The 22,926-nt window shown below is 70.0% G+C and carries 25 protein-coding genes and 1 pseudogene; 15 read left to right on the plus strand and 11 right to left on the minus strand.

Annotated elements, in window-relative coordinates:
- Positions 1 to 117: 117 nt before the first annotated feature.
- Positions 118 to 477 carry a DUF952 domain-containing protein gene (locus tag HOV91_RS19380; RefSeq protein WP_312884698.1) on the plus strand — a complete coding sequence of 120 codons (360 nt, stop codon included), beginning with the start codon at positions 118 to 120 and terminating at the stop codon, positions 475 to 477.
- Here the strand turns inward: HOV91_RS19380 and HOV91_RS19385 are convergent, their stop codons facing one another.
- Together HOV91_RS19385 and HOV91_RS19390 are read right to left on the minus strand one after the other, a co-directional pair.
- The gene (locus HOV91_RS19385) at positions 478 to 1,125 is read right to left on the minus strand and encodes a response regulator transcription factor (protein ID WP_174186810.1); all 648 of its coding nucleotides are present in this window, start codon (positions 1,123 to 1,125) and stop codon (positions 478 to 480) included. It lies immediately after the preceding gene.
- Positions 1,122 to 2,318 carry a sensor histidine kinase gene (locus HOV91_RS19390; RefSeq protein WP_174186811.1) on the minus strand — a complete coding sequence of 399 codons (1,197 nt, stop codon included), beginning with the start codon at positions 2,316 to 2,318 and terminating at the stop codon, positions 1,122 to 1,124. Before HOV91_RS19390 ends, HOV91_RS19385 begins: the two co-directional genes overlap by 4 nt.
- Before the next feature lie 93 nt (positions 2,319 to 2,411).
- Between HOV91_RS19390 and HOV91_RS19395 the strand changes: the two genes are divergently transcribed.
- Both HOV91_RS19395 and HOV91_RS19400 read left to right on the plus strand, forming a co-directional pair.
- A complete protein-coding gene (locus tag HOV91_RS19395) occupies positions 2,412 to 2,894 on the plus strand; it encodes a cation:proton antiporter regulatory subunit (protein WP_043694470.1) in 483 nt (160 codons plus the stop codon).
- Positions 2,895 to 2,898: 4 nt separating this feature from the next.
- Complete coding sequence (locus tag HOV91_RS19400) at positions 2,899 to 4,083, plus strand: cation:proton antiporter (RefSeq protein ID WP_174186812.1); 1,185 nt, start codon at positions 2,899 to 2,901, stop codon at positions 4,081 to 4,083.
- 280 nt (positions 4,084 to 4,363) lie between these two features.
- Here the strand turns inward: HOV91_RS19400 and HOV91_RS19405 are convergent, their stop codons facing one another.
- On the minus strand, positions 4,364 to 5,743 hold the full coding sequence (locus HOV91_RS19405; RefSeq protein WP_174186813.1) for an RNA polymerase sigma factor: 1,380 nt from the start codon (positions 5,741 to 5,743) through the stop codon (positions 4,364 to 4,366).
- Positions 5,744 to 5,936: 193 nt separating this feature from the next.
- On the minus strand, positions 5,937 to 6,695 hold the full coding sequence (gene ppgK, locus HOV91_RS19410; RefSeq protein WP_174186814.1) for a polyphosphate--glucose phosphotransferase: 759 nt from the start codon (positions 6,693 to 6,695) through the stop codon (positions 5,937 to 5,939).
- Positions 6,696 to 6,892: 197 nt separating this feature from the next.
- Between ppgK and HOV91_RS19415 the strand changes: the two genes are divergently transcribed.
- Positions 6,893 to 7,795: an inositol monophosphatase family protein gene (locus tag HOV91_RS19415; RefSeq protein ID WP_312884699.1), complete on the plus strand. Its 903-nt coding sequence runs from the start codon at positions 6,893 to 6,895 to the stop codon at positions 7,793 to 7,795.
- On the opposite strand, the gene cei is transcribed toward HOV91_RS19415, so the two are convergent.
- The gene (cei, locus tag HOV91_RS19420) at positions 7,796 to 8,473 is read right to left on the minus strand and encodes an envelope integrity protein Cei (protein ID WP_174186816.1); all 678 of its coding nucleotides are present in this window, start codon (positions 8,471 to 8,473) and stop codon (positions 7,796 to 7,798) included.
- Positions 8,474 to 8,849: 376 nt separating this feature from the next.
- Here cei and HOV91_RS19425 point away from each other — a divergent pair, with 376 nt between their 5' ends.
- Positions 8,850 to 9,152 carry a DUF4193 domain-containing protein gene (locus tag HOV91_RS19425; RefSeq protein WP_174186817.1) on the plus strand — a complete coding sequence of 101 codons (303 nt, stop codon included), beginning with the start codon at positions 8,850 to 8,852 and terminating at the stop codon, positions 9,150 to 9,152.
- Between the two features lie 23 nt (positions 9,153 to 9,175).
- Here HOV91_RS19425 and HOV91_RS19430 read toward each other — a convergent pair whose 3' ends face one another.
- On the minus strand, positions 9,176 to 9,667 hold the full coding sequence (locus tag HOV91_RS19430; protein WP_174186818.1) for a DUF3093 domain-containing protein: 492 nt from the start codon (positions 9,665 to 9,667) through the stop codon (positions 9,176 to 9,178).
- A gap of 73 nt (positions 9,668 to 9,740) precedes the next feature.
- Here HOV91_RS19430 and dut point away from each other — a divergent pair, with 73 nt between their 5' ends.
- On the plus strand, positions 9,741 to 10,241 hold the full coding sequence (gene dut / locus HOV91_RS19435; protein WP_174186819.1) for a dUTP diphosphatase: 501 nt from the start codon (positions 9,741 to 9,743) through the stop codon (positions 10,239 to 10,241).
- Positions 10,242 to 10,246: 5 nt separating this feature from the next.
- Positions 10,247 to 11,128: a DUF3710 domain-containing protein gene (locus tag HOV91_RS19440; RefSeq protein WP_174186820.1), complete on the plus strand. Its 882-nt coding sequence runs from the start codon at positions 10,247 to 10,249 to the stop codon at positions 11,126 to 11,128.
- 10 nt (positions 11,129 to 11,138) lie between these two features.
- On the opposite strand, the gene HOV91_RS19445 is transcribed toward HOV91_RS19440, so the two are convergent.
- Positions 11,139 to 11,834 carry an alpha/beta fold hydrolase gene (locus tag HOV91_RS19445; protein WP_174186821.1) on the minus strand — a complete coding sequence of 232 codons (696 nt, stop codon included), beginning with the start codon at positions 11,832 to 11,834 and terminating at the stop codon, positions 11,139 to 11,141.
- A 132-nt stretch (positions 11,835 to 11,966) separates the two neighbouring features.
- Here HOV91_RS19445 and HOV91_RS19450 point away from each other — a divergent pair, with 132 nt between their 5' ends.
- The 3 genes from HOV91_RS19450 to HOV91_RS19460 all read left to right on the plus strand — a co-directional run bounded on the left by HOV91_RS19450 (position 11,967) and on the right by HOV91_RS19460 (position 13,832).
- Positions 11,967 to 12,344 (plus strand): OB-fold nucleic acid binding domain-containing protein, encoded by a 378-nt coding sequence (locus tag HOV91_RS19450; RefSeq protein ID WP_174186822.1) that lies wholly within the window; start codon positions 11,967 to 11,969, stop codon positions 12,342 to 12,344.
- A gap of 3 nt (positions 12,345 to 12,347) precedes the next feature.
- Positions 12,348 to 13,040: a DUF3159 domain-containing protein gene (locus tag HOV91_RS19455; RefSeq protein WP_174186823.1), complete on the plus strand. Its 693-nt coding sequence runs from the start codon at positions 12,348 to 12,350 to the stop codon at positions 13,038 to 13,040.
- Positions 13,041 to 13,205: 165 nt separating this feature from the next.
- Entirely contained in the window at positions 13,206 to 13,832 is a 627-nt protein-coding gene (locus HOV91_RS19460; RefSeq protein WP_174186824.1) for a sigma-70 family RNA polymerase sigma factor, read from the plus strand.
- Between the two features lie 48 nt (positions 13,833 to 13,880).
- On the opposite strand, the gene HOV91_RS19465 is transcribed toward HOV91_RS19460, so the two are convergent.
- Both HOV91_RS19465 and HOV91_RS19470 read right to left on the minus strand, forming a co-directional pair.
- Positions 13,881 to 14,552 (minus strand): potassium channel family protein, encoded by a 672-nt coding sequence (locus tag HOV91_RS19465; RefSeq protein ID WP_043727886.1) that lies wholly within the window; start codon positions 14,550 to 14,552, stop codon positions 13,881 to 13,883.
- A gap of 2 nt (positions 14,553 to 14,554) precedes the next feature.
- The gene (locus HOV91_RS19470) at positions 14,555 to 15,220 is read right to left on the minus strand and encodes a potassium channel family protein (RefSeq protein WP_174186825.1); all 666 of its coding nucleotides are present in this window, start codon (positions 15,218 to 15,220) and stop codon (positions 14,555 to 14,557) included.
- A 161-nt stretch (positions 15,221 to 15,381) separates the two neighbouring features.
- On the opposite strand from HOV91_RS19470, the gene HOV91_RS19475 reads away from it, so the two are divergent.
- Positions 15,382 to 17,370 (plus strand): APC family permease, encoded by a 1,989-nt coding sequence (locus HOV91_RS19475; RefSeq protein ID WP_312884700.1) that lies wholly within the window; start codon positions 15,382 to 15,384, stop codon positions 17,368 to 17,370.
- Positions 17,371 to 17,389: 19 nt separating this feature from the next.
- A complete protein-coding gene (locus tag HOV91_RS19480) occupies positions 17,390 to 18,835 on the plus strand; it encodes a class I SAM-dependent RNA methyltransferase (RefSeq protein WP_174186827.1) in 1,446 nt (481 codons plus the stop codon).
- 4 nt (positions 18,836 to 18,839) lie between these two features.
- Here the strand turns inward: HOV91_RS19480 and HOV91_RS19485 are convergent.
- Positions 18,840 to 19,151 (minus strand): annotated as a pseudogene (locus tag HOV91_RS19485) (Clp protease/crotonase-like domain-containing protein); the annotation flags it as partial.
- Between the two features lie 20 nt (positions 19,152 to 19,171).
- Between HOV91_RS19485 and HOV91_RS19490 the strand changes: the two are divergent.
- Together HOV91_RS19490 and HOV91_RS19495 are read left to right on the plus strand one after the other, a co-directional pair.
- Positions 19,172 to 19,471, plus strand: a complete 300-nt coding sequence (locus HOV91_RS19490; protein WP_174186828.1) for a DUF1330 domain-containing protein — start codon at positions 19,172 to 19,174, stop codon at positions 19,469 to 19,471.
- Between the two features lie 28 nt (positions 19,472 to 19,499).
- Positions 19,500 to 19,865: a VOC family protein gene (locus HOV91_RS19495; protein ID WP_174186829.1), complete on the plus strand. Its 366-nt coding sequence runs from the start codon at positions 19,500 to 19,502 to the stop codon at positions 19,863 to 19,865.
- A gap of 44 nt (positions 19,866 to 19,909) precedes the next feature.
- Here the strand turns inward: HOV91_RS19495 and HOV91_RS19500 are convergent, their stop codons facing one another.
- The gene (locus HOV91_RS19500; protein WP_312884701.1) at positions 19,910 to 20,584 is read right to left on the minus strand and encodes an SIMPL domain-containing protein; all 675 of its coding nucleotides are present in this window, start codon (positions 20,582 to 20,584) and stop codon (positions 19,910 to 19,912) included.
- A gap of 441 nt (positions 20,585 to 21,025) precedes the next feature.
- Here HOV91_RS19500 and dxs point away from each other — a divergent pair, with 441 nt between their 5' ends.
- Positions 21,026 to 22,924 (plus strand): 1-deoxy-D-xylulose-5-phosphate synthase, encoded by a 1,899-nt coding sequence (gene dxs, locus HOV91_RS19505; protein WP_174186831.1) that lies wholly within the window; start codon positions 21,026 to 21,028, stop codon positions 22,922 to 22,924.
- Positions 22,925 to 22,926: the final 2 nt, after the last annotated feature.

Genomic DNA, 22,926 nt, shown 5'->3' on the forward strand with positions numbered 1-22,926 from the left:
GTTTTCGATAACACGACCAGGGATTTCGCTACGGGCGAACATCACAGGTCATGCCATCGATGTGCGCTGGGTCACACTCTCGATCGACCGATCCAGTTGTCTACTGGGAGATTACCCGTGACGTATGACACTCACACGCTTGTTCACCTATGCACCTTGGGTGAATGGCTTTCCGCTCGGCAAACGGGGGAGTACCGCGCGCCCTCGCTCGCCGAGGCAGGGTTCATCCACCTCTCGTCGCCACAGCAGGTACACCTGCCGGCGAATCGTCTGTTCGCGGGACGGCGCGATCTGGTGCTGTTGCGCATCGACGCGCGACGGGTAGGGTCGCCGATCGAGTGGGAGCCTGGCGTGCCGACCGATCCGGACTCGATGCTGTTCCCGCACCTGTACGGCCCGCTGCCGGTGGGCGCGGTGACGGGGGTCGAGGAGTACCGGCCCGGCGCGGACGGGTCCTTCGCTCCTCTCGTGGCGTGATCACCGGTCGCGGATCTCGCGCGCCACGATGGCGGCCTGAACCCGCGATCGGACACCGAGTTTCGTGAGCACCCGGGAGACGTGCGTCTTGACGGTCGTCTCACCGATGAACAACCGCCCCGCGATCTGCGCGTTGGACAGCCCGTCGCCGAGGCAGTCGAGCACTTCGCGTTCGCGATCGGTCAGTTCGGCGAGTCCGGCCGGAGCCGGTTGCGCGGCAGCCTGATTCGTCGCGGCGAAGGCCGCGATCACCGCCCGCGTGACTTCCGGAGCCAGCACGCCGTCGCCCGCCGCGACCGCGCGCACCGCCGCGACCAGCGACTGTCCCGACGCGGATTTCAGGACGAACCCGGAAGCGCCCGCGCGCAGCGCGCGAAAGACGTACTCGTCCAGATCGAATGTGGTCAAGATGAGCACCTTGGCCAGACCGTCGGCGGTGATCCGCTCAGTGGCGGTGATGCCGTCCACACCGGGCATCCGGATGTCCATCAGCACCACCTGCGGCCGCAGCGCTCTGGCCTGCGCCACCGCGACGTCACCGTCGGCCGCCTCGCCCGCCACCTCGATATCGGGCTCGACGTCCAGGATCATCCGCAGGCCCGCACGGATCGCCGCGTGGTCGTCGGCGATCACCACCCGAATCGTCATGCGGCGCCGAGGGAACCGAGCGGCAGGCTGGCCAGGACTTCCCAGCAGCCGGAATCCGGTCCGGCGCGTAGATTCCCGCCGAGCGCGGCCGCTCGCTCGCGCATGTTCACCAGACCGCGGCGCCCGGCTTCCCCCGCGGCGTGCGGCGGCCGCGCCGGAACGGTCGGGTTGCGGACCGAGATTCTGAGCGTCTGCTCCTCGGCCCGCACGTCGATGGAGACCTCTTGGCCCGGGGCATGTTTCATGGCGTTGGTCAAAGCCTCCTGGACGATGCGGTAGGCGGCCTGATCGACCGCGCTGGGCAGCGCCGCGCCGTCCAGTGCCGTGCGCACCCGCACCGAGATCCCGGCCGCGCGTGCGGCATCCACCAGAATCGACAACTGGGCCAGCGTACGCGGCGCGGCGGTCTCCGTAGCGGCGGCACCGTCGCTGCGCAGCAAGCCGATCATCGTGCGCATCTCGTGCAGCGCGCTGACACTGTCGGCGCGGATGGACCGCATGATGCCGGCCACGGCGGGGTCGCCGTCGCCGCGATCCAGCACCCCGAGCGCCGCCTCGGAGTGCAGGGCGATGGCCGAGAGGTGCCCGGCGATCACGTCGTGCAGGTCGCGAGCCATGGTGGTGCGCTCGTCGGCGATGGCCGCGCGGCGGTCGAGTTCGGCGACCAGCGTCAGCGCCTGCGCGCGGGTGCGCTCGGCGGCCGCCACCTCCTTGTGCGTGCGCACGGAATTCGCCCACCAGATCGGGGTCGCCACGAAACTGAACACCGCCACCAAGGCCAGCGCGACTGCCCGCAGGTCACCGGTCGTCGCCAGCGTGATCGCCACGGCGATGCCGGAGAACGCCCACCAGGCCGCAGCCGTGCTCCGCGCGGCCCGCCGCCCCGCGTACAGCACGGCCGAGTAGATCAGGTCGGCGTAGATGATCCACACCGGCACCGTCGCGCCGAGCCAGATGTCCGCCACCAGGGGAAGGAGGCCGCACAGCATGGCCGTGACCGGCATCCGCCGACGATAGAACGTCGCGAGGCACACGGCGGCCAGCACACCGAAGCGCACCCACAGCGGCAAATGCACGCCCCGATCGGTCATCGTGGACAGGCCGATGAGGTACAGCGCGGCGCCGCCGGTGAAAGCGAGCACCGCGCCTGCCGCGTCCCGCCTCCGCTCCGGCAATTCCGACCACCGCCGCACGCCTCCATCACAGCACAGCGCCCGCGACGCGCCATCCGCCGAAGTGATGACCGATCCGGCGATCGCCGCCTCGATCCGGCTAATCTGGAGGGCGTGAACGTCGACGTCACCGCACTACCCGGAATCGGTGTCCGCAAGGACTTCGAGGTACGTTCCGGTCGCCGAATCGGCGTGGTCGCCCACCGCGACGGTGATATCGACCTGATCGTCTCCAAGCTCGACGATCCCGACGCCTGTGCCGCGCAGATCCCGTTGACCACCGACGAGGCGGCGGTCCTGGCGAATCTGCTCGGCGCCCCGCAATTGGTCGCCAAGCTCAACGACGACCATCGGGACCTGCCCGGGATCACCACCCGCCAGCTTCCGATCGGTGACGACTCCCCGTACGACGGTCGCACCCTCGGGGAGACCGAGATGCGCACCCGCACGAAGGTCTCCATCGTGGCGGTCATGCGGGCCGGGCAGTTGCATCCCTCGCCCGGCCCCGATTTCACGTTCACCGCGGGCGACCTGCTCGTGGTGGTCGGCACTCCGGAGGGTTTGGATGCCGCCGCGAAGATCATGACGCACGGCTGAGCACGTGACGGACACCGCGCTCGCCCTGATCGAGCTCGGAGCGGTTCTTTTCGTTCTCGGCATGCTGGGGCGTGTCGCCGGTCGTTTCGGTATGTCACCCATCCCGCTGTACCTGCTGGGTGGCGTCGCCTTCGGCCAGGGCGGTTTCATCGAGCTCGGGGCCGCCTACGACTTCGGCCACGTCGCCGGTGAGATCGGTGTGGTGCTGCTGCTCCTGCTGCTCGGCCTGGAGTACACCGCGGCGGAGCTGGTGACCGGGCTGCGCCGGTCGTGGCCGGCCGGCCTGGTGGACCTGGTGGTCAACGCCTCGCCCGGCGCGGTGGTGGCGCTGATGCTGGGCTGGGGCGTCAACGGGGCCATCACGCTGGGGGGCGTCACCTACATCTCCTCCTCCGGCATCGTGGCGAAGGTGCTCGACGACCTCGGCCGCCTGGGTAACCGCGAGACGCCGGTGATCCTGTCCATCCTCGTGTTCGAGGATCTGGCGATGGCGGTCTACCTGCCCATCCTCACCACGGTGCTGGCCGGGCTGAGCTGGGTCAGCGGGTTGCGTGCCCTGGCGCTGGCATTGATCACCATCACGTTGGTGCTCGTGGTGGCCCTGCGCTACGGACGCTACGTGTCGTCGGTCGTGGACAGCGCCGACCGGGAGGTCTTCCTGCTCACGCTGCTGGGCGCGGCGCTGCTGGTGGCGGGCGTGTCCTCGGCGCTGAGCGTGTCGGCGGCGGTGGGCGCGTTCCTGCTCGGCATCGCGATCTCCGGCTCCACGGCGCACGCGGCGGCGAAGCTGCTCGAACCGCTGCGCGATTTTTTCGCGGCCATTTTCTTCGTGGCGTTCGGGTTGAGCACCGAGCCGCGGTCCATCCCGCCGGTGCTGGGCTGGGCGATCGCGCTGGCGGCGGTCACTCTGGTGACCAAGGTGGCGACCGGATGGTGGGCGGCGGCGCGCGAGGGCATCCGTCCGCTGGGGCGGGCACGCGCGGGCGCGGCCTTGGTCGCCCGGGGAGAGTTCTCCATCGTCATCGCGGGCCTTGCGGTCAGCGCGGGCGCGATGGACGGGCAGCTCACCGCTCTCGCCTCGACCTACGTCCTGCTGATGGCGGTGCTCGGCCCGATCGCGGCGCGGGTGGTGGAGCCGATGGTCGGGCGGTTGCAGAACCGTGGGCGTCCCGAGCCCGTGGTCTCCTGATCAGTCCGGCGCGGAGCCGGGCTCACGCAGTTGTCCGCTCCAGCCGACGCCCGCCGAAAGGCGCCCTGTGCGCCCTGTGAGGGGACCGCCACCGTGCAGCGGCCTCTTTGCCCGCCAAGAGCGTGCAGCTGACTCAAGAGCACCAGGGGGCGCCGCCACGACGTGCCGCGGCATGTCCGGGCGATGCGGCCCCGAGCCCATGGCGGAAAGCGCGACGCCCGCATGCGCCGACCGCTGAATATCGAGCGGCGCGACGATGCGGGCGTCGAGGCGATGCGACCTAGTCGAGGTAATCGCGCAGGACCTGGGAGCGGCTGGGGTGACGCAGCTTGCTCATGGTCTTGGACTCGATCTGGCGGATGCGTTCCCGGGTGACCCCGTAGACCTGACCGATCTCGTCGAGCGTGCGGGGCTGGCCGTCGGTGAGACCGAAGCGCAGCCGGACCACGCCCGCCTCGCGCTCCGACAGCGTCTCCAGCACCGACTGCAACTGATCCTGCAGCAGGGTGAAGCTCACCGCGTCCACCGCGACCACGGCCTCGGAGTCCTCGATGAAGTCGCCGAGCTGGCTGTCGCCCTCGTCGCCGATGGTCTGGTCCAGCGAGATGGGCTCACGCGCGTACTGCTGGATCTCCAGCACCTTCTCCGGCGTGATGTCCATTTCCTTGGCCAGTTCCTCCGGCGTCGGCTCGCGGCCGAGGTCCTGGAGCAGCTCGCGCTGGATGCGGCCGAGCTTGTTGATGACCTCCACCATGTGCACGGGGATGCGGATGGTGCGGGCCTGGTCGGCCATGGCGCGGGTGATGGCCTGACGGATCCACCAGGTGGCGTACGTGGAGAACTTGTAGCCCTTGGTGTAGTCGAACTTCTCCACCGCGCGGATCAGACCCAGGTTGCCCTCCTGGATCAGGTCGAGGAACGCCATGCCGCGACCGGTGTAGCGCTTGGCCAGCGAGACGACCAGGCGCAGGTTGGCCTCGAGCAGATGGTTCTTGGCCCGGTTGCCGTCGCGGACGATCCAGTTGTAGTCGCGGCGCATCGCGACCGGCAGTTTCTCGCCCTGCTCGGCGAATTCGCGCACCTTCTCCGCCGCGTAGAGGCCCGCCTCGATCCGCTTGGCGAGTTCGACCTCCTCCTCGGCGTTGAGCAGCGCGACCTTGCCGATCTGCTTGAGGTAGGCGCGGACCGAGTCGGCCGAGGCGGTGAGCTCGGCGTCCTTGCGGGCCTGGCGCAGCGCCTCGGATTCTTCCTCGTCCCAGACGAAGTCGCCGGAGGCCTTGTCCGCCGCCGTCGGCTCGTCGGCTTCGGCCTCGGCCTCCGCTTCGGCCTCTGGTTCCTCGGCGACGTCGACCAGTTCGTCGCCCTCGGTGAGGTCCTCCTCGGAGACTTCCAGATCGCCGAGATCGTCGAGGTCGAGCGACTCGTCCTCGAGCGCCTCGTCGGCACCGGGCTCGCCGTCCGGTCCCGCCTTCTTGGTGCCTGCCTTCTTCGCGGGAGCCTTGGCCGCCTTCGCGGCCTTCTTGGCAGGCGCCTTCTTGGCGACGGCCTTCTTCGCCGGAGCCTTCTTGGCGGCAGCCTTACGGACCGGCCGTGCTGCGTTTACATCTGCGGAGTCGGCATCGGCCGATTCGGCGGTCTGACGGGTATTCGTGGCTACCACGTACGCCCTTTCGTGACGGTCTCGTGCGGCGTCACGCCAGAGTGGTGTTCCGGCGGAGCGATCTGTCGGGTTGCACCGGCGGAGGGCCGGTCGGGGTTTCTCCGGCTCAGCCGGGCACGTTCCATTGTAACGATCTAACCAGGGTACCTACGGCACGATGCCCGGAACGGCATCCTCGCGGTACCCGCGCGCCTCACGGCGCGACACCCCCGGCGATCGCCATGGCCGCGCCGACGATGCCCGCGGTGTTCCTCAGGCGCGCCGGGATGACGGGTGTCCGGTTGGTGAGCAGCGGAATCCACTGCTCGGCGTCCCGGCTGATGCCCCCGCCCGCGACGAAGACGACCGGGAAGAACAGCTTCTCCAGCGTGGTCAGGACCAGGCTGACCTGCGCGGCCCACTGCTCATAGGTCAGGTTGTCGCGCTCCTTCACCGAGGCCGCCGCGCGGTGCTCGCTCTCCATGCCCTCGACCTCCAGGTGGCCGAGTTCGGTATTGGGCACCAGCGTGCCGTGGTAGAGCAGCGCGGAGCCGATGCCGGTGCCGAAGGTGAGCAGCATGACCAGGCCCGCGAAATTCCTGGCCGCGCCGTAGTGGTCCTCGGCCATGCCCGCGGCATCGGCGTCGTTGAGCACGGTGACCGGCCGGCCGCCGAGCGCGGCGGAGAACAGCGCCCGCGCGTCGGTGCCGATCCAGGATTTGTCGATGTTGGCCGCGGTGCGCGCCACGCCGCCGATGACCACGGCGGGCAGTGTGAGGCCGACCGGACCGTTCCACCCGGCCTTGGCGACCAATTCGGCCACTGCCTCCGCCACGGCGAACGGTGTCGCGGGGTGCGGCGTCGCGATCTTGATCCGCTCATGGACCAACTCGCCGGTGGCCAGATCGACCACGGCGCCTTTGACGCCGCTGCCACCGATATCGATGCCGAATGCGTGCCCCCGAGCGGACATGACTAACCCCTCGTTCCCTGTGCTGGCCGGTGTGATGACAGCGCTGCACGGGGCCCACGACGCCACGGCGGGCGTTGCGAATGGGATGCCCGACGACGGCGCTGTGTCGTGCACGACAAGAGTAATGGGACCCCGAGGCTGGGCGTTCGGCGAGGATGTGTGATGCGATGGAAGGCGTGCCGGAAACCTCATCGTCAGTGTCCGACTACACCTCCGACTCGTTCGTCTCGATCGTCGCGCGTGGCGACGAAGCCGACCTGCGGCGCGTCGCCGTCGACATCGCCGAGACGGCCGCCGCCCACGTCCGCGCCCGCCGTCCCGAGGTGTTCGGGCCCGCGGGCGCGCACGCCGAAGGCGCCGTGCAGTCCAAGAGCCACGCGACCGATCCGGTGACCATCGTGGACACCGAGACCGAAGACCTGATCCGAAAACTGCTCGCCGAACAGCGCCCCGGCGACCCGATCCTCGGCGAGGAGGGCGGCGGCAGCATCGACGACGCGAGCGCGGACACCGTGCACTGGGTGGTCGACCCGATCGACGGCACGGTGAACTTCCTCTACGGCATCCCCGGCTACGCCGTGTCGGTGGCCGCGCTGCGCGGCGGGCGACCGGTCGCGGGCGCCGTGGTGGACGTCGCGCGGGCGGCCACCTACAGCGCCGGGCTCGGCCTCGGTGCGCTGCGGGTCGACGCCGACGGCGTGGTGGAGCACCTCACCTGCACGCCCGTGGACACCGTCGCGATGTCGCTGGTCGCCACCGGGTTCGCCTACGGCAGGCACCGCAGGAGCAGGCAGGCGGAACTGATCGCGCAGGTGCTGCCGCACGTGCGCGACATCCGCCGCTTCGGCGCGGCGGCGCTGGATCTGTGCCATGTCGCGGCGGGCCGGGTGGACGCCTACTTCGAGCACGGATTGAACGCGTGGGACTGGGGCGCCGGCGCGCTGATCGCCGCGGAGGCGGGCGCGCGGCTTACGCTTCCCCCCGCCACCGCGCCGGGCGCCGACGGCGACCTGGTGGTGGCCGCCGCGCCCGGCATCGCCGACGAACTCGGGGAACTGCTGGCCCGGGTCGGCGCTACCGAGCCGATCCCGGACCGCTGATCAGCAGCGCGCTTGCCGCGCGGCGTCGAGCAACTTGATATCGATCGAGGTGGAGTTGCCCGGCGCCGGGTTCTTGAGCGACCGCAGCACCTCCTCGGCGTCGTTGCTCGGCCGGATGTCCCGGAACAACGAGCCGAGCACCAGATCGACCGTCTCGTCGCCGCGCTGATCCTCGATCAGCTCGGCGCAGGGCGCGACCAGCTGCACGGACGCGGCGGCCGGACGGCCGTTCACGCCGAAGCGGATTTGCCCGGTGCACTCCAGGTCGCCGTTGACGTATACCGAATCGTTGCCGTACTGCGTGCCGGGCGCGCTCGCGAAACCGAGGTCGCCGAGCTGGGCGGCGACGTGCGCGGCCTGACCGCGCTGGTTGTTCGCGTTCAGCACGCGCACCCTGCTCGCCGCGAGCGGCGCGGGTTCCACGTCCTGCAGCCGGCCGGCGCCGACTCGCTGGCCGAGCGGAGTCGGTTGCGGCGCACCGGGATCCGACGCCGGACTCGGCGAGTTGCATGCCATCGCGGTGTGGTCGGCGTCGTGCGTCGTGAGGGCCTTTATCCAGACGATCCCGCAGATCAGTGCGAGAACGCCGAGCATGATGAGCCAGGGCTGGGGGCGCCTACGCAGGAACGGCCGACCTTGCGAATCCGTCGCGGTGCCTTCGGTGATCAGTGAAACCACCAGCACACTCTACGAAAATGTGGCGGGGTCGCGGCGCAAGGTCTCGGTGCGTTCCCCGGACGGTGTCGATTGCCCCTCATTTTCGACTCGGCCGTGTTTTGATTGCGCCTTTTCCTCGTGGGTCCGCTATTGTCTGGCGGCCCAGATCGAATCGCCGGTGCGGAAATCAGTGGTCGGTCGCGGGAACAAGAAGGGCATGTCCTGCGTTTACCCAGCGCTATCAGGAGTGGATCGGCGTGATCCGCCCTGATAGGCGACCGGTGTACGTGTGACGTGCACCACCGGCGGGGCGGTACCGGTCGCGGCGGTTCCGGCAGGAATCGGGTGTGAGCGGACCGGTCCGGGATATACGGAGTTAGGACGAGGGGAAGACGACATGGCAACCGACTATGACGCACCGAGGCGCACCGAAACCGACGATGTGTCGGAGGATTCGCTGGAGGAGCTGAAGGCTCGTCGTAACGAGGCACAGTCCGCCGTCGTGGATATCGACGAATCCGATACCGCGGAGTCGTTCGAGCTTCCCGGCGCCGACCTGTCCGAGGAAGTGCTGACGGTTCGGGTGATCCCGAAGCAGGCCGACGAGTTCACCTGTTCCAGCTGTTTCCTTGTTCATCACCGGAGCAGGCTGGCCAGCGACAAGGGCGGCCAGATGATCTGCATGGATTGCGCCGCCTGATCTCGACGAGATCGAAGACAGTGTCAGCCCGCGCTCGGAAGACCGAGCGCGGCAAGGACCCGTTCGGGCCGTCGCGTACTGACCAGCCAGTACGGCGTCGGATCGTCGGGGTCGTCGAGCACGAGCAAAACCATCGGCCCGACCCAGGGGCGATGCTGGACATAGGCGGCGGGGTCGAGCTGGCGGCCCAGCGCCGCGCTTTTCGCGGTGGGAGCGACGGCGGCCGCGCGGGCCACGAAGTTCACCGGCAGATGGGCGCGATCGGCGCGCAGCTCCGGTGTGCCGCCGGCGTCCGGCGCCACTTCGACACGGTGGCGGCTCAGCCACAGCAGCACCCACACCGGCACCGGGAACAGCAGCGCATAGGGCAGCCATGCGCGTAACCCGGGTGCACCCATATGGATCTCCGCCGCGAGCAACCCGGTGATGGCGAAGGCCACGGGCCACCACCACAGCGGAACCCACAGGCGCTCCCGATACAGGCGCGCTGGCTGCTTTTTCTCGTCCGTGGTCATGGGATTGGGCTGGTCCGACACGAGTCAACACTAAGTCACGAGGGCAAACAGCCTACGCGTAGGCTCGTCCAACGTGAGCGCACTTTCACCCATACCCTTGCTGCGGCTGGACCCCGGCATCCCCGTGCCCACGCGCGCCCATGCGGGCGACGCGGGCGTGGACCTGTGCACCACGCAAGACGTCGTCCTGGAGCCGGGGGAGCGGGCGCTGGTCGGCACCGGTGTCGCGGTCGCCCTGCCGGTCGGCACGGTCGGCCTGATCCATCCGCGCTCGGGTCTGGCGGCCAAGACCGGGCTGTCGGTGGTGAACACGCCCGGCACCGTCGACGCGGGGTACCGGGGCGAGATCAAGGTGTGCCTGATCAACCACGACCCGCGCACGCCGATCGAACTGCGGCGCGGCGACCGGATCGCGCAACTGCTGGTGCAGCGGGTGGAGCTGGTGGATTTCGTGGAGGTCGACTCGCTCGACGAGACCACCCGGGGAGCGGGCGGCTACGGCTCCAGCGGCGGTCACGCGAGCCTGGCCGCGCAGTCGAACGGGGCGGGCCGAGCGACCGGCAAGGAGGCATGACGGGAATGTTCGGTAAGAGAAAGAAGTCGAGCCGGGCCGCGGACGATCGGTACGACGAGGCGGCGGACTACGCCGAGTACGAGCCCGAGTACGAGGCGGAGTACGCAGCGGAGTACGACGACGAGTTCTACGACGACGCGCCCACCGACGAGCGCTCCTACGAGGGCGTCGACCTGGACGTCGAGCGGCCGCAGGGCAAACCGGGCCCGTACGACTACGACGAGGTCGCCGAGCTGCTCGAGACGGTGTCCGAGCAGCGGCTGGACCTCGGATCGGTGCTGTTGCCGGTCCCGCCGGGCGGACAGCTGCAGGTCGAGATGACCCCGGAGGGCCAGCCGCAAGCGGTGCACCTGGCCACCGAGCACGGCCGGATCACGGTGGCGGCTTACGCCGCGCCCAAGACCTCGGGCCAGTGGCGCCTGGTCGCCGCGGACCTCGCCGACTCGCTGCGCAAGGACGGCGCAAGGGTGTCGATCGAGAACGGCCCGTGGGGCCGGGAGTTGCTGGCGCTGACCGAGGGCGCGGATCTGCGTTTCATCGGCGTCGACGGCTATCGCTGGATGGTGCGGCTGGTGGCGGCGGGCCCCTCCGGCGCGGCGAACGACGGCAGTCCGCTGGTCAAGGCGGCGCGCGCCATTCTGAGCGAAACGGTGGTCCGCCGTGGCGAGGACCCGCTGCCGGTGCGCGAGCCGCTGCCCGTGGTGCTGCCGCAGCAGCTGTCCGAGCAACTCGCCGCGGCGCATCAGCAGCAGGTGGAGGCTCAGCAGCAGGCGATGGCCGCGCAGGTCGCTGCGCAGACCGGCGCCCAGCCGGTGGTGCCGCGGATGCCGCAGGGACCGCGGCGCGGCGCGGACGGGTCGGCCATGCAGCAGCTCGGCCTGAACTGAGCGACCGGACTCACCGGAAGGCGCCGAGCCCCGCGTGTCCCAGGATCGCGGGATCGGCGCCGAGTTCGTCCAGGGTGATGCGGTGCAGCCGGGAGCGGGGAGCCAGCGCTGCCCACTCCTCGGCCACCGCCGCCGGATGGACCGGGTCGTCGACGGCGGCGACGATCGCGATCGGCAGCTCGAAGGTGGCCAGGCGCTCGGCGTCCGGCCACTTGTAGTCGGCGGCTTCGTCCAGCGCCCGCGGCAGGTCCGGCCATTGCGCCCGCCAGGACTGGGTCAGCGCGTCCGCCAGCCACCGCGGGCTGCTCGCCCGCATCCGCTCGATCACCGCGGCGAGGCCGTCGGCGCGCAGCTGTGCCGCGGTGGCCGCGGCGCTCAGCGCCGCCGGGCAGGCGGCGGTGTCGGGTCCGGTCCAGGCGGGCAGCGCCGCCACGACTCCCACCACGTCATGCGGGTGTTCGGCGGCCCACTCCAGTGCGATCGCGGCGCCGAGCGAGATCCCCGCCGCCAGCACCGGGCCCGCCTGCGCCGCCGCGGCCAGCGCTGCCCGGCAGCTGGCGACCACGCGACGCGGATCCGGCTCCACGGCGACGAAATCCACGCCGCGCGCTGCGCTCGCGGGCCCGAAGGCGCGCCGGGCGAAATCGGCGTCGGATCCGGTGCCGGGCAGTGCCACGACGCGAGCGGGATGTGGGGAGTCGAACATCGGTCCGAGCGTAGCGGGGGTGGCCCGGCCCATCTACAGTGGCGGTGTACGGCCTCAGCAGGTCGTGCGGATCGGATCCCCCACGATGGTGTGCGACCCACGCCATCTGCTCTATGCAGGAGAGCGTGCACAATGTCATCCGCAGCCTCAGGATATTTCCGACGTCTGGGCCGCAGACTGACCGAAGACCTCGATCAGCTCGACGCCGAAGAGCTGGCCGAGACGTCCGAGGCTTCTGGAGCGTGTCGCGCGTCGGAGTGTCGGCGCGGTGACGAGGCCACCATGCTCGGTAGGCTCCGCAGTGTCGAGGCGTGTCCCAAGTCGGCCGGTGCCAGTGTCGAGGCCGAGTTCTTCGACGGCACGGACGCTATTACGCTGGTCTGGATCGGGCGCAGGCGCATTCCCGGCATCGAGCCGGGGCGGCGCATCCTGGTCCGTGGCCGGGTGGGCGACCGCGACGGCCGCAAAGTGATCTTCAACCCCTACTACGAATTGCGCGGGAACAGCTGACGTATGCCATTGAGCGACGACAACGCAGGATCGGACGACCGCACCGGGCTGGATCTGCCCGACCGTGACGAGGAACGTGCCGAGCAGACCCTCCTCGAACAACTCGGCGGCTTCAGCGGCCTGATCTACTCGACTCTCCCCGTTGTCGTCTTCGTTCCCGTGAACAGCGTCGCCGGGCTGGCCGCCGCGATCTGGTCGGCCCTCGGGGTGGCCGCCGCCATCCTGATCTGGCGTCTGGTGCGGCGTGATCCCATCCAGCCCGCCATCTCGGGCTTCTTCGGCGTCGGCATCTGCGCCTTCATCGCCTACCGGATGGGCGAGGCCAAGGGTTTCTTCCTCTTCGGCATCTACACCAGCCTCGTGTACGCCGCGGTGTTCCTCGGGTCCATTCTGGTCCGCAGGCCGTTGGTCGGCGTGATCTGGGGCGTGCTCAACGGCCACGGCTCGGACTGGCGGTCCGATCCGCGCGCGGTGCGTCTCTACGATCTGGCCACCGCCACGTGGATCGTGGTGTTCGGCGCGCGCTATCTGGTGCAGTCCCAGCTCTACGACACCGACCGGACCGGCTGGCTCGCGTTCGCCCGCATCGCGATGGGCTGGCCGCTGACCGCGGTGGCGCTGGGCGTCACCATCTGGGCGGTGCGCCGGGCCGGCCACCTGCCTGCCAAACGGGTGGCCGCGGCCAAGCCCGCCTGAGCGCTGACCCTGCGCCGCCACCCGGCGAAAACCACCGGGGTGGTACGAGTCCCACCGCGGAGGTGGGTGCTTCCCCACCCTGGGGTGCCTGGTTGCCGTCCCGAGTTCATCAGACGATCTATGCGTACCGAAAACACGCACTGATCGGCAAGAAAGGACTCGGACGTGGCTACCGAGCACAACACCGCGGCACTGCCCAAGAACCACCACCCCGCTCTCTCGGAGAGCCGGCGGGTCTCGGCCGAGTTGGACAAGCTGATCGGCCCGGCGGCCGCGGGCGACCGTCAGGCGGTCACCGAGATCATCCGGATCGTGCACCCGCTGGTGCGGCGCTACTGCGGTGCGCGCCTGGGCAACACGGCCCACCTGCAGGTCACCGCCGACGACGTGGTGCAGGAGATCCTGCTGGCCACGGTCAACGCGATCCCGCGCTACCGCGACCAGGGCAAGTCGTTCCTGGCCTTCGTCTACGGCATCGCCGCCAACAAGGTCGCCGACGCGTTCCGTCGCTCGCAGCAGCACCCCGCCTACCCGATGGCCGACGTGCCGGACTACGCGTCCTCCGCCGCCGGGCCGGAGGAGTGGGCGCTGGCCTCCGAACGACGCACCGCCACACGAGAACTCATGAAGGTGCTGGCGCCCGCGCACCGTAAGGTGCTGGTGATGCGCATCGTGCTGGGCTGGTCGGCGGCGCAGACCGCGGAGGCCATCGGCACCAGTCCCGGCGTGGTCCGGGTGATGCAGCACCGCGCGTTGAACAAGCTGCGCGCGGAGCTGAAACTGGCCGCGTAGTCCTCCGGCGGCGCTTCGCCGAGGACGCGTCCGGCCGTGTACGGGGAGTTACGGTCTGATGCCGTGATTGGCGAGTTCCACCCGAAGGTCCTCCTCGGCCTCCACCGAGGTCACGAACAGCAGCTCGTCGTCGCCTTCCAGCGCGTCGTCCGGCTGCGGAACGATCACCCGCCCGCCGCGCAGAATGGTCACCAAGGCGGCGTCGCGCGGCAGGGTGAGGGTGCGCACCGGCTTGCCCGCCAGGGCGGTGTCCGCGGGCAGCGTCATCTCCACCAGGTTCGCCTGGCCCTGACGCAGCGTCATCAGGCGCACCAGATCACCGACGGACACCGCCTCCTCGACCAGGGAGGCGAGCAGCCGGGGTGTGGACACCGCGACGTCCACACCCCAGGAGCCGTCGAAGAGCCATTCGTTGCGCGGATCGTTCACCCGCGCCACCACCCGCCGCACCCCGAATTCGGTCTTGGCCAGCAGGCTGTGCACCAGGTTCGCTTTGTCGTCACCGGTGGCCGCAATGACCACCTCGTAGGTCTCCAGCCCGGCCTGTTCCAGCAGCGCCAGTTCGCACGCGTCGGCGTGCACCCAGACCGCGTCCGGGATCGCGGCGGAATCGATGTGCTCGAGCTGACGCTCCAGCAGCATGACCCGGTGCCCGCCGCGCAGGAGCTCCCTGGCGATCGATCGGCCGACGGCGCCTGCTCCGGCGATGGCCACTTTCATGTTCAGTCCTCGCTCGCTGGGGGCTTCGCGGCCAAGGCGACGGTCTCGCCCACGGTGCCGGACGCGGCGGCCACATAGACGATGTCATCGGCCTGGATGATGGTCTTGCTGTCGGGGAGCAGCGCCTGGCCGAACCGGATGATGAACGCGACCCTGGCCGAGACGGTTCGCTCCAGGTCGCGCACGGTGCGGCCATACCACTCTTCGTGCAGCGTCAGCTGCGTCACAGCAACCGTTCCGGTGGGATCGCGCCATGTGGTGGTGCCGGTGTCGCCGATGAGCGCGCGCAGGAAGCGGTCGGTGGTCCACGGGACCGTCGCGATGGTCGGGATGCCGAGCCGCTCGTAGACGGCCGCGCGCTTGGCGTCGTAGATGCGGGCGACCACCCGCTCCACGCCGAACATCTCCCGGGCGACCCGGGCGGAGATGATGTTCGAGTTGTCGCCGGAGGAGACCGCCGCGAACGCGTTCGCCCGTTCGATTCCCGCCTTTATCAGCACATCTCGATCGAATCCGACACCCGTCACGCGCTCACCCGGGAAATCGGAGCCCAGCCGGAGGAAGGCACTGGAGTCCCGATCGATCACGGTGACTTCGTGACCCACGCGGACCAGCGCGTGGGCCAGCGACGAGCCGACGCGCCCGCACCCCATGATCACTACGTACACCGTGCAACCTCGTTCCTGGAACCATGGTGTTCGGTCTGCTCTGCTGTCCGGTCGAACGCTACCCGCCGAATGATTCCACCGGCCACGTTCCCCCTTCGGCCGGCGGGCAAACCTGCGAGCCACGCGCGCGATCCACCGTGCGGGGGCCTATGCTCGCTCCAGTGTCCAAGTTGACGACGGCAGCGAAGCGAGTGCTGCTGGGCAGGCCTTTCCGTAGCGACTCGCTGGGCCACACGCTGCTGCCGAAGCGAATCGCGCTCCCGGTGTTCGCCTCCGATGCCATGTCATCGGTCGCCTACGCTCCCGAGGAGATCTTCCTCGTCCTGTCGGCCGCCGGGGTCGCCGCGTATCTCTACGCGCCATGGGTCGGATTGGCGGTCGCCTTCGTCATGGCGGTGGTGGTGGCCAGCTACCGGCAGAACGTGCACGCCTACCCGTCCGGCGGCGGCGACTACGAGGTCGCCACCACCAACCTCGGTCCGAACGCGGGCCTCACCGTCGGCAGCGCGCTGCTGGTCGACTACGTGCTCACTGTCGCGGTGTCGATCTCCTCGGCCGCGTCCAACATCGGCTCGGCCATACCGTTCGTCGCCACCCACAAAGTGTTGTTCGCCGTCGTGGCGATCGCGCTGCTCACCGCGATCAACCTGCGTGGAGTGCGGGAGTCGGGCACCACGTTCGCGGTTCCGACCTACGCGTTCATCTTCGGCATGTTCCTCATGCTCGGCTGGGGCCTGTTCCGGATCTTCGGGCTCGGCGAGGAGCTGCGGGCCGAATCGGCCGGTTTCGGGTTGAACGCCGAGCACGAGCACCTCTACGGGCTGGCGTTCGCCTTCCTCATCGCGCGCGCGTTCTCCTCCGGCTGCGCCGCGCTGACCGGTGTGGAGGCGATCAGCAACGGTGTTCCCGCCTTCCGCAAACCCAAGTCGCGCAACGCCGCCACCACCTTGCTATTGCTGGGGACGATCGCGATCGTGTTGCTGATGGGCATCATCGTCCTCGCCCAGAAGATCGGCGTCGTGTACGCGCACGACGTCGGCGACCTGACCGGAGCGCCGCCCGACTATCAGCAGAAGACGCTGATCGCCCAGCTCGCCGAAACCGTGTTCGCCGGGTTCCCGATCGGGTTCTTCTTCATCACGACGGTGACCGCGCTGATCCTCGTGCTCGCGGCGAACACCGCGTTCAACGGGTTTCCCGTGCTCGGCTCGATCCTGGCGCAGGACCGCTATCTGCCGCGCCAGCTGCACACCCGAGGCGACCGGCTCGCGTTCAGCAACGGCATCCTGTTCCTGTCCGGCGCGGCCATCGCGTTCGTGGTGCTGTTCGGCGCCGAGGTGACCAAGCTGATCCAGCTGTACATCGTCGGTGTGTTCGTCTCGTTCGTGCTCAGCCAGACCGGCATGCTGCGGCACTGGACCCGCCTGCTGCGCACCGAGACCGACTCGGCGCAGCGCGCGCGGATGATGCGCTCCCGGGTGATCAACGCGGTCGGTCTCACCGCGACCGGCGCGGTGCTGGTGATCGTGCTGATCACCAAGTTCTTCGCGGGCGCCTACATCGCCATCTTCACCATGGTCGCGATCTTCGTGGTGATGAAATTGATTCGCAGGCATTACGATTCGGTCGCGCGGGAGCTGGACGAGCACGAATGGGACGGCGTGCTGCCCAGCCGTTCGCACTCCATCGTGCTGGTTTCCCGGCTGCACCTGCCCACCCGCCGCGCGCTGGCCTACGCCCGCGCCAGCCGCCCCGACACGCTGGAGGCGGTGACGGTGAACGTCGACGAGGCCGACACCAGGGCACTGGTGCGGGAATGGGAGAACAGCGACATCACGGTGCCGCTCAAGGTGATCGAATCGCCCTACCGCGAGATCACCAAGCCGGTGCTCGATTACGTCAAGCGGGTGCGCAAGGACGCCCCGCGCGACGTGGTGACCGTCTTCATCCCGGAGTACGTGGTCGGCCACTGGTGGGAACAGGTGCTGCACAACCAGAGCGCGCTGCGGTTGAAGGGCAGGCTGCTGTTCGAACCCGGCGTGATGGTGACCAGCGTGCCGTGGCAGCTGAGCTCGTCGGCGCGGGCGAAGACGCCCGGCGTGGTGAACGCTCCCGGCGCGGTGCGGCGGGGGTACGGAGACCGGACATGAGTCCCAGGGAGCATTCGGGATGAGCGATTGGCGGACCACCACGTTCGAGGTGCGGCTCGGCCCGCCGGGGCACGGCGGCTTCTGCGTCGCACGGCGCGAGGGACGCGTGGTGTTCGTCCGGCACGGATTGCCCGGCGAGCTGGTGCGGGTGCGGGTGACCGAGGATCGTGGCGGTTCGTTCTGCCGGGCCGACGCGATCGAGGTGCTCGAGGCGTCGCCGGACCGGGTGCCCGCCACCTGCCCGGTGTCCGGTCCCGGTGGCGCCGGGTGCTGTGACTTCTCGTTCGCCACGCCGGCGGCCCAGCGCGCGCTGAAGGCCACGGTGGTGGCCGAGCAGTTGCGGCGGCTGGCCGGGATCGAACGAGAAGTGCTGGTGGAGCCGATCGTGCCCGGCGACGCGATCGGCGGGTGGCGCACGCGTGTACGGCTCGCGGTCGACGCGCACGGTCGTGCCGGCGTGCACCGCTATCGCAGCACCGGCGTGATCGCGGATCTGCGGTGCCCGCAGCCGGTCGCGGGGGCGCTGGAGGGAATCGCGGACCGGCAGTGGACGCCGGGGGCCGATCTGGTGATCGCGGTGGACGGTGACGGGCTCCGGCACATCGTCGAACTGGCGCCCGCCGCGGACGCCGAACCGGGCAGCCGTGGCGCGGAGCGGCGCGGGCCCGGTGGGGGTGGTCGGCGATCCGAGCAGGGCGGCCGGGACCGGCGCGCCGGAAGCGGCCGCCGCGACCGGCCGCACGGCCGCGATCACCGCGGCGGACGGCACGGCGGCGGCGATCGGCGCGGTGGGGAATGGACCGCGGGGGAGTTCACTCGGCGGGACGAACGGCGCGACGCCTCGGCGCGACGTGCCGCGGCGCACGCGGCGCGCGACGAGTGGGTGTTCGAGGGCACCGGACGCGCGGTCGAGTACGTGGCGGGCCGCCGGTGGGAGGTCGCGGCGACCGGCTTCTGGCAGGCGCATCACGGTGCGGCGCAACGCTATTCGGATCTGGTCGCGCAGTGGTCCGGACTCGGGCCCGGTGGACGGGCGTGGGACCTCTACAGCGGTGCCGGAGTCTTCGCGGCCCGCCTCGCCGAGCAGGCGGGGCGCAGCGGTGCGGTGCTCGCGGTCGAATCCGCCCGGTCCGCGGTGGCCGACGGGGCCGCCGCGCTGCGCGATCTGCCGTGGGTGCAGCTGCGCACCCAGCGGGTGGAGCGCTGGGTGCTCGAGCACGTCGGCGCGGCCGCCCCCGATGTCGTCGTGCTCGACCCGCCGCGCGCGGGCGCGGGCAAAGAGGTGGTCGGCGCGGTCACCGCCAGCGGGCCCACCCGGATCATCCACGTCGGCTGCGATCCCGCCGCGTTCGCCCGCGATCTCGGCCTGTACCAGGCCGCGGGTTACCGGCTCGCCGATCTGCGCGCCTTCGACGCGTTCCCCGCGACGCACCACGTCGAATGCCTCGCACTGCTGGAGCGTTGAGCGATCAGTCCTCGTAGACCGACGGCCTGCGGTCCCGGCGGGCGCGGATCGCTTCGTCGAAATTGCCGGTGGTGCGGCGGACGTAGAGCTGGGCCATGCCCTCGTGTTGCATGTGTGATTCGAATTCGCCCGCCTCGATGCCGCTCCACAGCATGCGCTTGGTGAGCTCGGTGCCCACCCGGCTGAAGCCGGTGACGCGTTCGGCCAGCTCATAGCAGGTGTCCAGCAGTTCGGTCGCCGCCACCGTGCGGGAGACCAGACCGATGCGTTCGGCTTCGGCCGCGTCCACGTCGCGTCCGGACGCGAACGCGCGGGCGTCCAATTAGAGTCACTGCCATGACCGTGTATGTAATTGCACAGCTGAAGTTCACCGATCGTGCCGCCTACGACCGCTACCAGGCGCGCTTCCTGGACGTCTTCGTCCGGTACTCCGGCACGCTGTTGGCCGCCGACGAATCCCCGCGGACCATCGAGGGCGTCACCGACCGCGAGAAGGTGGTCCTCATGTCGTTCCCGGACGAGCCTTCCTTCCGTGCCTGGGCCGAATCGCCGGAGTATCAGGAGATCTCGAAGGATCGTCATGCCGGGGCGGACACGGTCAGCCTGCTGGTGCGCGGACTGGGGCACGGCTCCTGAGGCATCGCGCATCCGGCACGATGGAACGATGATCCATCACGTCCAATTGTGTTGCCCCGCAGGTGCGGAGGATCGGCAGCGCGCCTTCTACACCGGCGTGCTCGGGTGGCCCGAGCTGCCGAAGCCGCCACTGCTGGCAGCCAGGGGCGGTTGCTGGTTCCGCGTTCCCGGTCGCGGCGGCCCGGACGGCGAACTGCACATCGGCGTGGAAGCCGACTTCCGCCCGGCCACTAGGGCGCACCCGGCGTTCGTCGTGGACATCGACGCCGTCGCCGAAGCGGTCTCGGCCGCCGGGTACCCGGTCGTCTGGGCCGATCCGGCGGAGATTCCGGGGCGGCGGCGGTTCCACACTCACGACGCGGTGGGCAACCGGGTCGAGTTCCTGGCCGACTGATCGTGGCCGACCGGTCGCGGTCGCCGACCCGCGCCCACCTGCCGTCAGTCCAACTGCCAGGTGATGCGGATGCCCGCGGAGATCTCGCTCTCACCCAGTTCGACCGGGATGGCGGCGGCGCGGTAGGCCTCCATCGGAGCGGACATCGACTGCGCGCGCGGCACCGGAGGCGCGGAGGCGGTGTTCTCGGTGATCTCCACGACCTTGCCGAGTGCGCGCTGCGCGCGCCCCGCGTACTGCTCGGCCTTGGCCATGGCGTTCTCCCACGCGGCATCGCGGGCCCGGGTGAGCAGCGACTCCTGGTCGGCGAAGGTGAGGACCAGGCCGCCGAGACGGACGTCGTCGCCGCCCGCCTCGACGCAGTTGGCGATGACGGTCCCCGGAGCGGGATCGGCGTCCTCGCCGATGTCGCGCAACGCGACCGTCAGCGACGTGGTGGCCAGGTATCCCGTGATGCGGTTGCCCTGGCCCTCGGTCCACACCGTCTCGGTCTGCACCGACAGTCCGCTGGTGGCGATGTCCGCGCCGTCGACGCCGTCGGACCGCAGCGACCGCGCTACCGCGGACACGCGCGCACCGGCTTGGCTGTAGGCGAGCGCGACCTTGCTCGCCCGCGACTCGACGGAGATCGTCACCCGCATCAGGTCCGGAGTGGCGCGGGCGGTGCCGTACCCGTAGGTCGTGACGGTGCCCGCCCGCGAATCGTTCTTCTTGCTCACCGGACTCTCCTCGTCGATCGCTGTCGATCCGTATCGCACCATCGTGCCTGCCGCGGTGGTCGATCGGGGCCGACACGGCCCGCCTCGGGTGCGGGAATTCGCCGTTCGAGCCGGCGGGACAGCGCACGGCAGGTGGCAGTGCGGTGGCCGGGCGGAGGCCGAACGAATCGGGCAGCTTCGCAGCGAATTCGAAGGATGCGGTCGTCCGGCGCTCCGGCGCCGGTGGCGACATCGACGGTCCGCGCCGCACCGCCGGGTTCGATTGTCCGCGAGACCACTTGCTCGGGCCGCGCCACCCTGTCGCGCCGCGCCGGGTACCGTATGTCGAGGCTCACATTCCGACCCCATGTCGGAGGGTGTGACCGTTCTCGTGCGGGAGCACCGGCCGCCGCTCCGTAGACTGATCGGATCAGATGCGCTATCCGGAGGGAGCTAGTTCAGGTGGGAGTGCTTTCCCGGGTCGACACGCCCGATGATCTGCGCCGGCTGACCGTGCCGCAAGTGCGCGAGCTGGCGGAGGAGATCCGCGAGTTCCTGGTGCGCAAAGTCGCCGCGACCGGCGGGCACCTCGGTCCCAACCTCGGTGTGGTCGAGCTCACCATCGCGCTGCACCGGATCTTCGACTCGCCGGCCGACCCGTTGATCTTCGACACCGGGCACCAGGCCTACGTGCACAAGATCCTGACCGGCCGCAAGGACCAGTTCGACTCGCTGCGCAAGCAGGGCGGCCTGTCCGGCTACCCCAGCCGCGCCGAGAGCGCCCACGACTGGGTGGAGTCCTCGCACGCCTCGGCGGCGCTGTCCTACGCCGACGGCCTGGCGAAGGCGTTCGCGCTGAGCGGGCAGGACCGGCACGTGGTGGCGGTCGTCGGCGACGGCGCGCTCACCGGCGGCATGTGCTGGGAGGCGCTCAACAACATCGCCGCTGCTCCGGACCGCCCGGTGGTCGTCGTGGTCAACGACAACGGCCGCTCCTACGCGCCCACCATCGGTGGCTTGGCCGAGCGGCTCACCGCGCTGCGCACCCAGCCCGCCTACGAGCACGCGCTGGACGCGGGCAAGCGCATCTTGAAGAGCATTCCCGGGGTGGGCGAGTCGGCGTACTCGATGGTGCACGCGGTGAAGGCGGGCATCAAGGACGCGGTCAGCCCGCAGGAACTGTTCAGCGACCTCGGCCTGAAGTACGTCGGGCCGGTGGACGGCCACGACGTCGTCGCCCTGGAAGCGGCGCTGCGCCGGGCCAAGGACTTCGGCGGCCCCGTCGTGGTGCACGCGGTGACGCAGAAGGGCCGCGGGTACGCACCCGCCGAGAACCACGTCGCCGACCAGATGCACGCCTGCGACCCCATCGACCCGCTCACCGGCGTCCCGGTCGGCGGTCCGAAGGCGCGGGGCTGGACGTCGGTGTTCTCCGAGGAGCTGATCGCGCACGCCGAGCGCCGCGCCGACATCGTCGCCATCACCGCGGCGATGCCGGGCCCGACGGGACTGGCCGCGTTCGGGGAGCGTTTCCCCGACCGGATGTTCGACGTCGGCATCGCCGAACAGCACGCCATGGCCTCGGCGGCGGGGCTCGCGCTCGGCGGCATGCATCCGGTGGTGGCGATCTACTCGACGTTCCTCAACCGCGCTTTCGACCAGTTGCTGATGGACGTGGCGCTGCTGAAGCAGCCGGTCACCGTGGTGCTGGACCGCGCGGGCATCACCGGCTCCGACGGCGCCAGCCACAACGGCATGTGGGATCTGTCGGTGCTCGGGATCATCCCCGGCATCCGGGTCGCCGCTCCGCGCGACGCCGCGACCCTGCGGGAGGAACTGGCCGAGGCGCTGGCCGTCAACGACGGGCCGACCGCGCTGCGTTTCCCGAAAGGCAGTGTGGCCGAGGATATCTCCGCGGTCGAACGGCTGGACGGGATCGACGTGCTGCGGATGGCCGAGCCCGACGGCGGTTCGGTGCAGGCGGTGCACGGCGACGTCCTGCTCGTCGCGGTGGGATCGTTCGCGGGCGCGGCCCTGGAAGCGGCGAAACTGCTGGATCCCGAAGGCATTTCGGTCACCGTCCTGGACCCGCGCTGGGTCCTGCCGGTCTCCGACACCCTGCTGAAGCTCGCGGAGAACTACCGGATCGTCGTCACGCTGGAAGACGGCGGGCTGCACGGCGGCATAGGCTCGACGGTGTCGGCCCGGCTGCGTAACTCCGGGCTGGACATCCCCACCCGCGATCTCGGTGTGCCGCAACAGTTCCTGGACCATGCCTCGCGCGGCGAGGTGCACGCCGAACTCGGCCTCACCGGCCCCGACATCGCCCGGCGGATCAGCGGGTGGCTGGCCGCCCGCTGACG

This window comes from Nocardia barduliensis (assembly GCF_013315795.1).
GTDB classification, from domain to species: domain Bacteria; phylum Actinomycetota; class Actinomycetes; order Mycobacteriales; family Mycobacteriaceae; genus Nocardia; species Nocardia barduliensis.

Excerpts from the sequence above, each read along its gene's own strand:
- HOV91_RS19385 (WP_174186810.1), bottom strand. The coding sequence starts at position 1,125 with ATGACGATTCGGGTGGTGATCGCCGACGACCACGCGGCGATCCGTGCG.
- ppgK (WP_174186814.1), bottom strand. The coding sequence starts at position 6,695 with ATGTCCGCTCGGGGGCACGCATTCGGCATCGATATCGGTGGCAGCGGC.
- HOV91_RS19425 (WP_174186817.1), top strand. The coding sequence starts at position 8,850 with ATGGCAACCGACTATGACGCACCGAGGCGCACCGAAACCGACGATGTG.
- HOV91_RS19430 (WP_174186818.1), bottom strand. The coding sequence starts at position 9,667 with ATGACCACGGACGAGAAAAAGCAGCCAGCGCGCCTGTATCGGGAGCGC.
- HOV91_RS19440 (WP_174186820.1), top strand. The coding sequence starts at position 10,247 with ATGTTCGGTAAGAGAAAGAAGTCGAGCCGGGCCGCGGACGATCGGTAC.
- HOV91_RS19445 (WP_174186821.1), bottom strand. The coding sequence starts at position 11,834 with ATGTTCGACTCCCCACATCCCGCTCGCGTCGTGGCACTGCCCGGCACC.
- HOV91_RS19450 (WP_174186822.1), top strand. The coding sequence starts at position 11,967 with ATGTCATCCGCAGCCTCAGGATATTTCCGACGTCTGGGCCGCAGACTG.
- HOV91_RS19455 (WP_174186823.1), top strand. The coding sequence starts at position 12,348 with ATGCCATTGAGCGACGACAACGCAGGATCGGACGACCGCACCGGGCTG.
- HOV91_RS19465 (WP_043727886.1), bottom strand. The coding sequence starts at position 14,552 with ATGAAAGTGGCCATCGCCGGAGCAGGCGCCGTCGGCCGATCGATCGCC.
- HOV91_RS19480 (WP_174186827.1), top strand. The coding sequence starts at position 17,390 with ATGAGCGATTGGCGGACCACCACGTTCGAGGTGCGGCTCGGCCCGCCG.
- HOV91_RS19490 (WP_174186828.1), top strand. The coding sequence starts at position 19,172 with ATGACCGTGTATGTAATTGCACAGCTGAAGTTCACCGATCGTGCCGCC.
- HOV91_RS19495 (WP_174186829.1), top strand. The coding sequence starts at position 19,500 with ATGATCCATCACGTCCAATTGTGTTGCCCCGCAGGTGCGGAGGATCGG.